A 14,859-nucleotide genomic window follows, 5' to 3' on the forward strand; every position below is an offset into this window, starting at 1 on the left:
TCCAACATCAGTTTCAACAGCTAATACCAAGATCCGCTCTGATATTAATTCCAGTTATCCGCTGCCTTATTATAGTATTCCATCAAAACCGGCTTAGTAAGCCTGTTTATCTCCACATTATCTGTAATCTCATCCTTACCAAAGGCAAATAAACTTGCCACATTATCAGCGCTAAGGAACCTGGTCTCAACGCCAATATCAAAGCTTTCTGAAAACTCTTCCTTAGATGCCATGTTAAAGCCCCAATCACCAAAGGCTGGGACCTCCAGATGATACGCCATTACATTCATGCCCTCTGATGCAATAGTCTTATTGATGCACCAAAAGGCGTCCCTTGCATAGTATGGAGATGTGGACTGAACCACCAGCACTCCTCCATCGTTAAGAGCACTCTTACAAAGTCTGTAGAACACATTTGAATAGAGCTTATTAAGACTCTCAGAGTTTGGATCCGGGAGATCCACGATAATGAGATCATATAAAGAGCTGTTATTCTCCAGATACTCATAGGCATCTTCAATATGGATATTGAGCCTGTCGCTTAAAAGAGAATTCTCATTGATCTCAGTAATACTCTTGTTGGTACTGCAGATCCTTATCATCTCGCCGTCAAGGTCCACCAGGTCAATGTTCTTAACGGTATCGTACTTAAGAACCTCTCTGACAGCCATGCCATCTCCGCCTCCAAGAATAAGCACATTTTCACGATTTGCCACCTTGCTCATAGGAACGTGAACCAAAGCCTCATGATATCTGTACTCATCCTTAGTAGAGAACTGACAATTGCCATCTATAAACAGTCTCGTATCATCCTTGTGCTTGGTCATAACAATTTTCTGATACTGGGTTTGCTCTATAAGAACCACTCTGTCTCTGTATAGACCGCCCTCAATACTGTCAGAAATATTATCCGAAAAAATCATGCCAAGGATCATAAATATAGCAATTATTATGGTGACAAGTCTGTAAATCTTGTAATTCTCAATCCTATCTCTAAACTTGATAATGATCATTATTGCAGCAAGGATATTCATAAGTCCGCACAGAAATGATGTGGCGAAGTATCCAAGCTTAGGTAAAAGAAGTATAGGAAAAGCGATAGATCCCACAAGACCGCCCACGTAATCAAAGCTGAAGATTGAAGAAAGCGTCATCTTAAGATTCTGCTCATCCTCTTCTATAATTCTTGTAAGAATCGGAATCTCTGCCCCTGCAAGGGTACCTATCATAATCGTGATAAGATACATTACCACTGGATAGGCCTGAATATAAATATTTGACAAAAAAAGAACCAGTGAACTTACGCCACCAATTATTCCAATACTGATCTCTATCATCACAAAGATATTAAAAAGCTTTTTGCCAAAATATCTTGAAATATATGACCCAAGACCAAGAGCACACATATAAAATCCAATAGTTGTTGAATACTGCATGGTACTATTACCAAGCAGATATGAACTGACAGCGCTGATAATAAGCTCATAGCACATAGAACAGCCAGAGATGATCAGGGTTGTCAGCATTAGTAATCTGTACTTTCCTGACATTTTTGATCACCTACCTACTTTCCTGTTTAATTTTTGTGTTTCTACTCTATCTGCCTTAAATGCCTTTTGCAAAAGAGCTGTCAACTCCTCCACCACGAAATCGCTGCAGGAAAAAACATCAACCGCAGCGTAGCCGTATTCCGGCCATGTATGAATTGAAAAATGAGAGGTACTGATAACTGCAAAATAAGTAATTCCAATAGGTGAAAACTTGTGAACACACTCTTCTACAATCTCAGCTCCAACCTGCTCTATAGCCTCTTTGGCTATAGAACATATTCTCTTTTCATCATCAAGGATTTCACTGTCACATCCGTAAAAATCCGATACTACCTGTATTGCCAATTTAATTCCTTCTTTCGATCAACTAACAACTAAATAATTACTTACCACCACTTAAGCCGCCACCATCTGAGCTGCGGGCAGCTCTACTGGACTGACGAACACTACTTGAATATGCATCAAGATATCCATTTCCAAGATCATGGGTAACCACGCCATCATAGGACTTATATGCCGAAGGTGTGCTGGTGTACCTGTGAGCGTCTGAGCTATAGCCTGAGCTGTAATAGGATGTCCTGTACCAGGAGCTTGTTGTTCCAGAGGAATGATAAGGTGAACTCTCTGAAGAATAGGCATATTTCCTGGACGAAACCTGTACATAGGCATCCGGATAGCCATCTCCTGTCACATCTCCCTCTTCAGGAACATAGATAATACAATACTCATTGCTGGTAAGGATCGTAACAGAACCATCCTCTTCATTCTGAGACACAGCCTCGGTATGTCCATAAATTCCATTCACAATATCCTTGGCGATCAGCTCCTCATCTGCTGTTCCAAGATAAAGATATACATCCGCCTTCTGCTTACCGGAACCAGTTATGGAAGTCTCATAGACATAGTACTGATTCTTACTAACATAATCCTTAATCTTGGTATGGGTAAGATCCCAGTTCTGAAAAACACTGGTAAGCCCATATATAATAAAGAATGCCAATAACGCTATTAAACAGGAGTACTTCATTAAGAACTCCCCAGCAGTCATCTTCTTAACCCCGAGAAACTCTATCTCGTTTTCGTCGTAGTACTCACCTTGAGAAGCCTCAGTACCATCTGACCACATTTCAAGGGAAAGAGTATATTCCTCGGTGGCGTCCTCAAACTCTGCATAGTCAGCTCTTTCTCCTCTATCTACATCCACATCGCCAACAGCACTAGACACAACCTGAGTTCCCTCATCAACCTTGTGCCACTTAGGACCCACCTGACCATTCTTAAGTGTGATAGGCCAGGATAACACGTACTCCTCGTAGGTATCATCGACGCTAAGCCACATCTCACCCTTTGGGGTCTTAAGTCTGTAGTCGTACCACCTATAATCAAAGTTTTCCTTGTCATCTCGATATTCAATATATCCCAGAACTTCACATTCCATGCCATCAATCTTAAGGATTGATCTGGGTTTAAAAATCTGCATAAAAAAACCTCCAGTCAAAAAACTAGAGGTATTTTATCATCAAGACAAACTTTTTACAAAGTTTTTTATCATATCCATACCATTAGTTGTCATGATGGATTCGGGATGGAACTGTAGGCCATAGATTGGATATTCCTTATGCTGAACAGCCATTATCTCACCATCATCAGTCTTAGCTGTAACCTTAAGACACTCAGGAAGAGTCTCTGGTAAAAGAGCTAACGAATGATATCTGGCAACCTCAGTCCTTTCAGGGATATCTTTAAAAAGAGCCGACTCCTTAGAAAGGGTAACCACAGACTGTTTGCCATGCATAAGCTCCTTGGCATGGGCAACAGTTCCTCCAAAGGCTTCGCAGATGGCCTGATGTCCCAGGCATACCCCAAGAATTGGTATTTCTTTTCCCAGCTCTTTTACCACGTCTTCGCAGACGCCGGCATCAGAGGGCTTTCCTGGTCCTGGTGAAAGAACTATAGCTGCAGGATTTAAAGCTCTTATCTCCTCCACAGTCATGGCGTCGTTTCGGATAGGCTTAATATCAGGGTAGATGGAACCTATAAACTGATACAAATTGTAGGTAAAGCTATCGTAGTTATCTATAATTAAGATCATTGTTTTTCTCCTACTCTTAAATACTATTATGACTGTCCACAGGATTCTTTAATTGCTAATACCACGGCCTTTGCCTTGTTGATGCACTCAGTAAACTCGTTTTCCGGAACAGAATCTGCCACGATTCCAGCGCCGCTCCTTACAAAGACCTTGCCGTTTTTCTTATAAGCAAGACGGATGGCGATGCAGGTATCAAGGTTTCCTGTAAAGTCAACGTAGCCTATAGCTCCGCCGTAAATGCCTCTCTTCTTTCCTTCCAGCTCATCGATTATCTGACAGGCTCTTATCTTGGGAGCTCCAGAAAGTGTACCTGCTGGAAGCACCGCATCTATGGCATCTATAGCTGAATACTTAGAAGAAAGCTTACCCTTTACAGAGGAGCCAATATGCATTACATGGGAATATCTTTCAATAGCCATGTATTTCTCTACTTCCACAGAGCCAAACTCAGAGAGCTTACCAAGATCGTTTCTTCCAAGGTCTACAAGCATGTTGTGCTCTGCCTTTTCCTTCTCGTCAGCCAGGAGCTCTTTTTCCAGGGCAAGGTCCTGCTCTAAGGTCTCGCCCCTTGGTCTTGTTCCAGCAAGAGGAAAGGTCCTGATCTCGCCGTCCATAACCTTAACCAGGGTCTCTGGTGAAGCTCCAGCAATCTCTGTATCTCCAGAAAAATAGAACATGTAAGGAGAAGGATTAGTTGTGCGCAGGATTCTGTAGGTGTCAAAAAGACTTCCCTCAAATCCAGCCTCCATAGGATTGGATAATACAAGCTGGAAAATATCTCCCTCTACGATATGCTCCTTGGTCTTCATAACCTTCTGGCAGTACTCCTCCTTGGTAAATGTAGGAGTTATCTCGCCTAAGAGTTTGCCCTTTGGAATGTCAGCCATCTGGCCGTTTAAGATAATGTCCTCCATTTCATTGATCTTACTTACTGCCTTATCATAAGCTTCTTCTAATGTTCCCTCAGAAACCCCGGCATTAGAGATAAGAAGAATCTTCTGCTTGAGGTTATCAAAGCAGATAAGAGAATCAAACAGCATAAGATCCATATCGTTAAAGCCGTTCTCATTGCTGGCTTTAAAGTTAAGAGAAGGCTCAGCATACTGCATGTAATCATAGGAAAAATAGCCCACAAGGCCTCCTGTGAAGGTTGGAGCTCCGGGAAGCTTTGGTGATTTATTCTTATCAATAAGCTCCCTTATATAGGTGCTAGGGTTCTGGGTTTCTACCTTAGTGGTATTACCCTTTTCATCTGTGATATACAGCTCTTTTCCAAGGCTACAAAGCTCCAGGGAAGGGTTATATCCAAGGAAGGAATATCTTCCCCACTGTCTGTTGTCCTCCACGCTTTCAAGCAAAAAGCAGTGGTCACTTACATTCTTAAGCTTCTTCATGACCTGAACAGGAGTTGCCACATCAGAAAGAATCTCTCTGATCACAGGAATAAGCCTGTAATCGCCGCTGTCTGCAATTTTTTTTACTTCTTCTAATGATGTTTGGATCATACATGCCTCCTTTTCTCTTCTGTACATGCTATTGCAGACACAAACTCGAAAATGCTTCACATTTCCTCGTTCGTGTAGCTCGCCATATAATACTGATTATCTGCACGCAAGCATTCAGATAATCAGTTTTGCATGGCTCTGCAATAGCACTCAAAAAAGCCCCCAGTAGAAATAATTCTACTGAGGGCGAGTAATCTATTATACCCGTGTTGCCACCTCTATTTGCGAAATACGCACACTCTGCAGGATACCATCATATCCCTGGCAGGTAACGGCTGCCACAACCGTCATAAACTACTAAGCTAAGAGCCTTTCGCTATGCCCTCAACGGCCCATTTGTAAATCAGCGTTCTGCCTGGCTTCCACCTACCCAGACTCTCTGTGAGTGCCCCTTTTACTTTTCTTCCGTCTCTTCGGTTTGTGTTATAAATTAAATTGATTATAACTGCCTTAATAACCTCAGGTCAACAACAAATATACATAATCTGTGGTTTTTCACTTATTTAATCAAGAGAACCGTCACATCATTAACATTGGTGCCGGTAGGACCTGTGATAACAAGGCCCTCCACAAGCTTAAGTGCATTGTAGGAATCGTTATCTGCAAGAACATCTAAGATATTGATTCCCTTCTGCTTAAGGGCCTCTTTGGTTTCTCCGTCAACAATTCCGCCGGCAGCATCTGTAGGTCCGTCGGTTCCATCACTTCCAACAGAGAATACGCATACCTCACGTAATCCTCCGATACCCTCAGCTGCAGAAAGAGCTATCTCCTGGTTGCGGCCCCCAAGACCCTTGCCGGTTAGATGAACTACTGTCTCACCGCCCATAATATAAGCAAGGCTCTCTCCATCATAGGCATGCTCCCTTGCTATGGCAGAAATAAACTTACCAGCCTCTCTAGCTTCGCAGTCAAGGCTTGCTGTCAGGATTATTGGCTTATAGCCAAGGGCCTTGCATTTGCAGGCTGCTGCATCGCAGAGCTGCTTAACACTTCCTGTTACGCAGGTATCAACACCCTCAAGCTTTTTGGGTGTTTCTTTATTTATTAGCTCTTTTACCTGATCTGAGATCTTAAGGTCATAGCGTCTTACTATCTCAAGGGCGTCCTCTGTGGTGGCTGAATCAGGGTATGCAGGGCCTGATGCAATCATATCAAGGGGATCTCCAATGATATCCGAAAGGATTATGGAAAAGACTCTGGCTGGTTCACAGAGCTTAGCGAACTTTCCGCCCTTAACACCAGATAATCTCTTTCTTATGGTGTTGATCTCAGTAATATCTGCACCGCTGGCAAGGAGCTGCTTGTTGATATCCTGAAGTTCTGATAGAGATACAAGAGGGTCTTCAAAAAGAGCTGATCCTCCGCCGGATACAAGGAATATAACCAGGTCATCAGAAGTTAAGTTCTGGACCATCTTAAGGGCTTCCCTGGTGGCACTTACTGAATTATCATCAAGAACCGGGTGTCCGGCTTCATAGCACCTTACGCCCTGTATATCGCCCTTTACATGTTCATATTTGGTAATGCAGACTCCGTCCTTGATCCTGTCCTTAAGCTCATCGGAAGCTGCCTTAGCCATCTGCCAGGCTGCCTTTCCAATTGCCACAAGATACATATCTCCTTTGCAATCCGGAATTTGTTTAAGTGCCTTTTTAACTGCATTGTCAGGCATAGCGCTGTTTATTGAAGCATCTATTATTAGTTTTGCGTCTTCTCTGATCCCCATAGTCCCCTCCAATATTCTTAAATAGCAAATGCGTTATTTCTTAGTCTTACTTTCTTTTTGTAACTGCTTTAAAGCTGTGTCCTTAGCATATGTCAAATGAGTCTTATTGATAATCTCAGCTCCCTTATAATCTCCTTTAATAAGCTTATCGATAATATCCGAATGTTCAATCTGGGACTCATCAAATCTCTTCTTGGTTGATAAGGAAAAGATCCTAAATAACATGTTCATATTTCTGACTTTACTGTAGAGCTCCATCAGAATACTGTTGTCACAGCATTCGATAATATATCTGTGGAACTTGGAGTCTGTCTGAATATAACTATCCAGGTCATCCTCTTTATGATATTTCTCAAAGTCCTTTTTATAGGATTTAAACTTGGCAACCTGCTCTTTGGATAGCTTTGCAGGGAGATTAAGAATGGCGTGGGATTCAAGAAGCTCTCTTATCTCATACACCTCAATTATTTCCTTCTCATTAAACTCTCTTACAAAGGTTCCTTTATTAGGTATTTCTTTTACCAAGCCATCGGCAGCAAGAAGCTTAAGAGCCTCTCTAATAGGGCTTCTGCTAACCCCTAATTCTTTGGCGAGCTCCACTTCCTGAAGCCAGAATCCAGGCTCATACTCTCCTGAAACGATACCCTTTTTTATTATTGAATAAACCTGGTGGCTTATTGTATTTACCTGAATTTTCTTTGCTGCCATTTTTCTGTCCCCCTTTTTAAAAAAGCCGACCCAAATCCGAGAATTTGGATCGGCTTTCAGTCACCTAATTATACAACAATTAGTGGATAAACAGACTAAGAATTACTATCAGAATTGATCCAAATACAGGAATCAAAATAGTTGAAATAGTCCATGTCTTAAGTGATGTCTTGATATCCATTCCTGAGAAGTTAGTAACAACGTGGAAGTAAGAGTCGTTAAGGAATGAAGGCATCATAGCTGTCAAGCAGACTGCAAGAGCTGCAAGATATGGATTGATTCCAAGTGTACTCATCATAGGAGCAACGATAGCTGAACCTGTGATCATAGCAACAGTTCCAGATCCCTGTGGGAATCTCATGATAGTACCAATAAGAAGAGGTACTAAGATAGCTGGAATACCAGCTGCCACAATACCACCAGCCATGATCTGAGCTGCGCCAGTAGCCTTAACTACTGCACCAAGAGCTCCACCAGCTGCTGTGATGAATACGATAGGACCAGCGTCCTTACAAGCTTCACCCATAAGAGCAACGACTTTCTTCTTGTCCATATCATGAGCAAGTCCGAATGCACCAATGCAAAGAGAGATGAAAAGGGCAATAATTGGTGTTCCAAGGAACTGCACGATCTGTCCAAGTGTTGTAGCCTTAAGTGATGTCTGGCCAACAAGTGTGTTAAGAAGAATAAGGATTACAGGAAGAAGGAGAATTGTAAAGGAAATGAATGCTCCAGGGAGCTTCTCTGTTGAAAGGAGCTCTGCGAAGTCTGAATTCTCAAGGTCTTTTCCTGAGTTAAGCTTAGCTTCGATTCTGTCAAGAACCTTAAGCTGATCTTCTGTGTACTTAGATCTGTCGATCTCAGAAGGAACGATGAATTTGTCCTTATACTTGTTTCCGAACCAGCGGAATACAAATACTGAGAAGATGAACAGAGGAATTGAGAAGCACAGACCAGCTAAAATGAACATTCCAAGGTCGATAACAATACCGTTCTCCTGGAAAGTACTGATAACTGCAAGAGGTCCTGGTGTTGGAGGAACCATGAAGTGTGTGATATAAAGGCCCATACCAAGGATACCACCAAGCCATACCATAGATTTCTTGGTAAGTCTTGAGAACTCTTTTGCAAGAGAAGAAAGAATAACGAAACCGCTGTCGCAGAATACAGGAATAGAAACTACGAAACCTGTAAGACCAAGAACAACGTCAGCATTCTTAACACCAACAAGCTTTAAGATTGAAAGTGCCATTCTCTTTGCTGCACCAGTCTTTTCCATGAAGATACCCATTATTGTACCAAAGCCAATAACGATACCAATGGAAGTCATTGTACTACCAAAACCGCCTGTAACAGTGTTAACAGCTACAGATAAAAGATTTCCACCTTCATTGCCTGTTCCTGTCAGAAGATAATCTCCGGAAAGGATAGCAATCAGGATGGCTGACACGATCATCGCAGGGAATGGATGGATACGTGTGCAGATGATGAGAACCATCATCACTACAATACCGATTAGCATTGCAATTACTGGATTCATAAATGAAACCCCCTTTCACTTTTTGATAGTTTATATAACAGGTCCAAGACAGTGGATATCTATTGCACTGAAATACTGAATTGCCTCGTTTTTGGTCATCTCTCCGTTCAGTACGTGCAAAAGCTTATCAAACGCCTCTTCCCCTACCTGTTCTATAGTTTTTTCTCCCGTTATGATAAGACCAGCGTTAAGGTCCATATCGTCCTTCATGTTCTCGTAGGTATTAGGATTGCCGCAGATCTTGATAACCGGCATGCTTGGGAAGCCCTGAGGAGCTCCTCTTCCAGTTGAGAAACACATGAACTGTGCTCCTGTTGCTGCCATGCCTGTTAAGATCTCAGGCTCTCTTCCTGGTGAATCCTTGATCCAAAGCCCCTTTTGGTTTGTAACATGCTCCGGATATTCAAGAACACCCTGAATTGGTCTTGTTCCGCTCTTTACAATGGCGCCAAGGCTCTTCTCCTCAATACTGGAAAGGCCTCCAGCGATATTACCAGGAGTAGGCTGTCCCCTTCTCATATCACAGCCGATACTCTTAGCTCTTTCCTCCATTTCATTTACTATCTGGTAGATCTTGTCAGCTACCTGTTTGTTGACAGCTCTTTTTGCAAGGAGGTGTTCTCCTCCAAGAAACTCCGTGGTCTCTCCAAAAATAACTGTTGCTCCAAGGTCCACAAGCTTATCTGCCACATATCCTATTACGCAGTTAGAAGCCATTCCACTGGTGGTATCTGAAGCTCCACACTTAATTGCCATTACTATCTCGGATACATCTGCAGGTTCTCGTTGCTGCCTAGATATTTCCATGACAAGTCTTCTTGCAATATCTGTACCTTCTCTAATTGCCTTTGAAACTCCGCCAAGGGCCTGAATATGTATTATCTCTGTTGGCTTCCCCGTAGCCTTCAGCTCTTCATACATTCTTGCGTGATCTGTTCCTTCGCAGCCAAGGCTCACAATAAGAACAGCGCCTACGTTAGGACTTTTACCAAGACTTATAAGTGTATCTGTAACCCTGTCAAGATCTGGTGGCAGCTGGCAGCACCCCTGATGGTGCATGTAGGTTACAGTGCCCTGAACCTCTCTGCAAATAGCATTAGCAACATCATTGGCGCAGGTGACTGCTGGAATTACAGCCACAAAGTTTCTGGAACCAACAGATCCATCTTTTCTTCGATAACCATTCCACGTTGTCATGCCTGCTCCCCCTTTCTCTCAAGATCGCCTCTGCCTCTCATGCTGTCTAAGTTATGAACGTGAACATACTCACCGGTTTTGATATCACTGGTTGCCACTCCGATTTCTTCGCCGTATTTGATGATCTGTTCTCCCTTAGAAATGCTTTTAACTGCGATCTTATGTCCATAAGGGACATTTCCAATTACCTTAACAGGCTCCATATTGCCCTTCTTATCACGGATTTCCACTTCAGTGCCATCTGTAATATTCTCGGCAAATATAGTCGCAACGTTATCAAGGTCGTTTACCTTAAGTGCTATCTTTACCTCTCCCATGATTCTCCCCCTTTACTGCGGTGCAACTGCTAGAACACTTACTCCGTCTGGAATCACAACTACGCTGGCGTCTCTTCCTTTTATTTCATAGGCCATTTCAAGGGCCTCATCCGGAGTCTTTGCTGGAATCATGTTGCATCTTTTTACTGTCTCTGGATCAAGATAGGTTGTTACCAGAATCATCTTGTGCTTCTTGAGGATCCTTGCATAAATCTGTGGACACCACTGTTCTGGTATGGTCTCCTTAGGTGGAATCTTGGAAAGATATTCATCGATTTCCTGCGGAGTTCCCATCTGGATAAGCTTCTCAAAATGAGTACCGCCCATTCCATCAGCACAGCTACAGCACATGATGATGACACCGTCTTCTCCGGCACAGGCCTCAGCTGTTGCCACTGCCTTAGGGCTCTGATAGAGGTTCTGATCCAGAGGATAACCACCATTACTTGTAACAACAATGTCTCCAGTAACACTTGGGCACTGGGACCACTCTCTTATGAATTCAACGCCATGAGCATGGGCCTGTTCCAGATCACCTGCCCAGGCTGCAATTACTTTCTTCTCAGCGTTAAGAGCAACGTTAAGTATAAACTGAACATTTACTCTCTTGGCTGCACAGAGCATATCTTCATGGATCGGATTGTGCTCCAAGACACCTGTCTTGGCATACTGGCTGGAAATAGCCTTGTATGAGTGATTCATGTTGACTGTTTCCTGAGAGCATATTCCAGGAAGGATACTCTTTCGTCCCCCTGAAAAGCCTGCAAAGAAGTGTGGTTCAATAAAGCCTTCGCAGATAAGAAGGTCACATTCTGTAGCCAGCTTGTTAACATGGAATTCTGCACCAGATGGAAGAATTCCCATGTCTGCAAAATCAGAAGGCTCAAAGGCATTGTTAATAGCTATCTTCTCGTTATCAACTATGTTGTCGCCAAACATCCTTCGCTGCTCTTCCTCTGTAGTAGCTCTGTGAAGTCCGGTGGCGATTAGGATTGTAATATCCGCATCAGGACTTCCCTTTCTAATCTCAGCCAGTTCCAATGGAAGTGTGATCTTACTGGGCACAGCTCTTGTATGGTCACTGGTTACAATGACAACCTTTTTCTTTCCCTTAGCAAGCTCTTTTAACGGAGCCTGTCCAATAGGATTTTCCAAAGCTTCCATAACCAGCTCAGATTCTGTTTTATCAGTTTTAAACTCGTGCATTTTGGCTGTGAGCACAGCCTTAAGATTTTCCTCATCAACATGAATGTCCATGGTGGACGTATAATAAGGAATAGATATTGCTTTTTTCATACAACCCTCCCTCCCGGTAGATGTATAATGTATACATCATACATTGATTGTAGTCTCATCCCCTCTTAAATACAATACGATTTAACGTTTATTATCTTTAAAAAACTAACAAAAAAAGCAGTTCATAAATGGTAGATTTTACCATTTACAAACTGCTTCTATATGTTCTATCAAACAATCATCTGCTTAGATCTCTGCTGCTCTCTTAAGAGCCTCATCAATGTGAGGTTTGAAATTCTCTTCGCCTACAAGCTCAACAAAGCCGTCCTTCTTCATGGTGTTCATTGGCTGCTCGTTAACGTGTGAGAACACAAGTTGAACGTTGTGCTTCTTACATCTTTCATAGAGCTGCTCAAGGGAGTGCATAGCTGTTGCATCAATGGCTGGCACACCACGCATACGGATTACAAGAGCTCTTGTAAAGTCCTTAAAGCTGATCTCTGCGATCTGCTCCGCATCACCAAAGAACATAGGACCACTGATCTCATAAACACGAACATGTTTAGGAATATTCTTAAGTCCTGGGCCGTCTGGATCATCCTCTGGATCGTAGTACTTCCAGCCGCGAACTCTTGACTCTTCGCTCATACGCTTCATGAAAAGTACGCAGGCAATAACCATACCGATCTCGATAGCTACAACAAGGTCAAATACTACAGTAAGAATAAATGTAGTAACAAGAACGATGATATCGCTCTTAGGTGCTGTCTTAACAAGATGTACAAAGGTCTTGTACTGGCACATATTGTAAGCAACCATAAAGAGGATTGATGCAATAGTTGGCATAGGGATCATGGCTGCAAATGGCATGAGAACCACAAGTACAAGAACAAGGCATACTGAGTGGATCATACCGGCGATAGGTGTTCTTCCGCCGTTCTTGATGTTTGCAGCTGTACGGGCGATAGCGCCTGTAGCGGGAATACCACCAAAAAGAGCTGATCCGATATTACCAACACCCTGCGCCACAAGCTCCATGTTGGATCTGTGCTTGGAATCAATCATGCTGTCTGCAACAACACAGGATAAAAGAGATTCAATTGCAGCAAGGATAGCGATTGTAAAGCCATCTCCTGCGATTGACTGTATAGTCTTAAAATCAAAGCTTGGAATTGTTGGTGTAGGGAGCTTGCCACTGATCTCATAAAGATCACCAATAGTATTAACGTCAAGGCCAAGGAACTTAACCATAAGGATTCCAGCGATAACAGCTATAAGTGAACCAGGGATCTTCTGGCTGATCTTAGGCCAGATGATCTGAATAGCAAGGCATACAAGACCAACAACTAAAGCCATGTAATTGATAGTTCCGATGTTAGAAACGATAGCTCCAACCTTATCTACTGTCTCTACAGTAGTTGTACCTGCAGGATATGTAAGTCCAAGGAAATCCTTGACCTGACCAATTGCAATGGTAACAGCAATACCAGCAGTGAAGCCTGTTGTAATAGTATAAGGAATAAATTTGATAAGAGAGCCAAGCTTAAAGACTCCCATAAGAATCAAAAGAATACCTGCAAAAATGGTAGCCAGTGCAAGACCTTCCATTCCCTTAGTAGCAACAATACCAGCTACGATAGTTGCAAATGCAGCTGTAGGTCCGGCGATCTGAACTCTTGATCCTCCGAGAAAAGAAATAATAAATCCAGCTACGATAGCTGTGTAAAGACCTTCCTGAGGTCCTACTCCTGATGCAAGCGCAAGAGCAATTGATAAAGGCAGTGCTATGATAGCAACGATGATACCTGCCACAACATCAGATGCAAACTGCTTGCCATTGTAGCCCTTAATTGCCGTAAACAGCATAGGCTTCAATCTTTCGTTTTCCATAATATCCTCCAAGTAAGTGAATCGAAATCACGTCAATTTTGACCACTGACAATTATATTCCGATGAGCTTACATGGTCAATGAATCTTTTTAATAATTCATTATCTTTCCAAGGATATCCATCTGGCCTTTACAATACTTGTTATAAACACCTGACATGGCATCTCTGAAGCGCTGCTTTTCTTCTGACGATAATTCGATAACAGTTATGCCATTTTGTTCCGCAGTAAGCCTTGAGCTCTTTTCCCTTTCTGCCCAGAGTCTGCGCTCATATAACGCAGATTCCTTGGCACATTCCATGATGGTGGCCCTGTCAGTTGCAGAGAGCATATCCCACACAACGCTGGAACAGATTTGGATCTCTGGAACTCTTGTATGCTCATCAACAGTATAATAAGTAGCTACCTTATAATGCTTCATGGACTCGTAGGATGGCCAGTTATTCTCAGCGCCATCAACAAGGCCCTGCTCAAAGGCAGAGTACACTTCAGAGTACACGATCTTAGCAGGGTGGGCCCCAAGGGCTGCCACCATATCAGCCATAACCTCTGATTCCTGAACTCGTATGGTCATTCCCTGCAAGTCTTCTACTTTATATATAGGCTTAGTGCTGTAAAAGTTTCTGGCGCCGGCATCGTACCAGGAAAGTCCTGTAAGGCCATAGTCCCCCGCCATCTCCAGGAACTCATCTCCGATCTCACCGTCAAGAACTCTCCACATGTGCTCAGAACTACTGTAAATATAGGGCATCTGAAGCACGTTCATATCTGGGATATACTCTGCAAGCTGAGAAAGAGATACTCTTGCAAAGGCAATTCCGCCGTAGCGCATCTGCTTGATAACTTCACTTTCACTTCCAAGCTGAGCATCATACTTAACTAAGATCTTGATCCTGCCCCCTGTTCTTTCATAGACAAGATCAGCAAAATAGTTGGCTCCAAGAGTTGTGGGATAGTTCTCACTCTGGTTTTCTGCATAGAAAAATACATACTCAGGATCAGGTTCTTTTTTCTTTTCATTTATCTCAAAGGCAATAACTATAGCCAGAATAAGAGCAAAGACGCTGGCTATAGCTATTATGCTCTTCCATCTAATG

Annotated in this window: 13 protein-coding genes; all 13 read right to left on the reverse strand. The window is 42.8% G+C overall.

The genetic code is table 11. The annotated features are described in order from the left end of the window. Positions 1–44: 44 nt before the first annotated feature. Complete coding sequence (locus tag T541_RS0112140; RefSeq protein ID WP_026652983.1) at positions 45–1,550, reverse strand: polyamine aminopropyltransferase; 1,506 nt, start codon at positions 1,548–1,550, stop codon at positions 45–47. A 6-nt stretch (positions 1,551–1,556) separates the two neighbouring features. Further along, the gene (gene speD, locus T541_RS0112145; protein ID WP_026652984.1) at positions 1,557–1,895 is read right to left on the reverse strand and encodes an adenosylmethionine decarboxylase; all 339 of its coding nucleotides are present in this window, start codon (positions 1,893–1,895) and stop codon (positions 1,557–1,559) included. 37 nt (positions 1,896–1,932) lie between these two features. Beyond that, positions 1,933–3,030 carry a DUF4178 domain-containing protein gene (locus T541_RS0112150; RefSeq protein ID WP_026652985.1) on the reverse strand — a complete coding sequence of 366 codons (1,098 nt, stop codon included), beginning with the start codon at positions 3,028–3,030 and terminating at the stop codon, positions 1,933–1,935. Between the two features lie 39 nt (positions 3,031–3,069). Continuing rightward, positions 3,070–3,642, reverse strand: coding sequence for an anthranilate synthase component II (locus T541_RS0112155; RefSeq protein ID WP_026652986.1), 573 nt, complete (start codon positions 3,640–3,642; stop codon positions 3,070–3,072). A gap of 26 nt (positions 3,643–3,668) precedes the next feature. Beyond that, on the reverse strand, positions 3,669–5,147 hold the full coding sequence (gene trpE, locus T541_RS0112160; protein ID WP_026652987.1) for an anthranilate synthase component I: 1,479 nt from the start codon (positions 5,145–5,147) through the stop codon (positions 3,669–3,671). A 499-nt stretch (positions 5,148–5,646) separates the two neighbouring features. Continuing rightward, positions 5,647–6,876, reverse strand: a complete 1,230-nt coding sequence (locus tag T541_RS0112165; RefSeq protein WP_026652988.1) for a glycerate kinase type-2 family protein — start codon at positions 6,874–6,876, stop codon at positions 5,647–5,649. A 33-nt stretch (positions 6,877–6,909) separates the two neighbouring features. Beyond that, the gene (locus T541_RS0112170; protein WP_026652989.1) at positions 6,910–7,584 is read right to left on the reverse strand and encodes a GntR family transcriptional regulator; all 675 of its coding nucleotides are present in this window, start codon (positions 7,582–7,584) and stop codon (positions 6,910–6,912) included. 79 nt (positions 7,585–7,663) lie between these two features. Continuing rightward, the gene (locus tag T541_RS0112175; RefSeq protein WP_026652990.1) at positions 7,664–9,124 is read right to left on the reverse strand and encodes a GntP family permease; all 1,461 of its coding nucleotides are present in this window, start codon (positions 9,122–9,124) and stop codon (positions 7,664–7,666) included. 30 nt (positions 9,125–9,154) lie between these two features. Then, positions 9,155–10,321 carry a UxaA family hydrolase gene (locus T541_RS0112180; RefSeq protein ID WP_026652991.1) on the reverse strand — a complete coding sequence of 389 codons (1,167 nt, stop codon included), beginning with the start codon at positions 10,319–10,321 and terminating at the stop codon, positions 9,155–9,157. Then, positions 10,318–10,638, reverse strand: a complete 321-nt coding sequence (locus T541_RS0112185) for a UxaA family hydrolase (RefSeq protein ID WP_026652992.1) — start codon at positions 10,636–10,638, stop codon at positions 10,318–10,320. The genes T541_RS0112180 and T541_RS0112185 overlap by 4 nt, the downstream gene beginning before the upstream one ends. A gap of 12 nt (positions 10,639–10,650) precedes the next feature. Beyond that, on the reverse strand, positions 10,651–11,934 hold the full coding sequence (larA, locus tag T541_RS0112190) for a nickel-dependent lactate racemase (RefSeq protein ID WP_026652993.1): 1,284 nt from the start codon (positions 11,932–11,934) through the stop codon (positions 10,651–10,653). A gap of 186 nt (positions 11,935–12,120) precedes the next feature. Then, on the reverse strand, positions 12,121–13,764 hold the full coding sequence (locus T541_RS0112195) for a SulP family inorganic anion transporter (protein ID WP_026652994.1): 1,644 nt from the start codon (positions 13,762–13,764) through the stop codon (positions 12,121–12,123). A gap of 89 nt (positions 13,765–13,853) precedes the next feature. Next, complete coding sequence (locus T541_RS19535) at positions 13,854–14,858, reverse strand: TRAP transporter substrate-binding protein (RefSeq protein ID WP_420314807.1); 1,005 nt, start codon at positions 14,856–14,858, stop codon at positions 13,854–13,856. Position 14,859 lies beyond the last annotated feature (1 nt).

This window comes from Butyrivibrio proteoclasticus P6B7 (assembly GCF_000622085.1).
Classification (GTDB): Bacteria; Bacillota; Clostridia; order Lachnospirales; family Lachnospiraceae; genus Butyrivibrio; species Butyrivibrio proteoclasticus_A.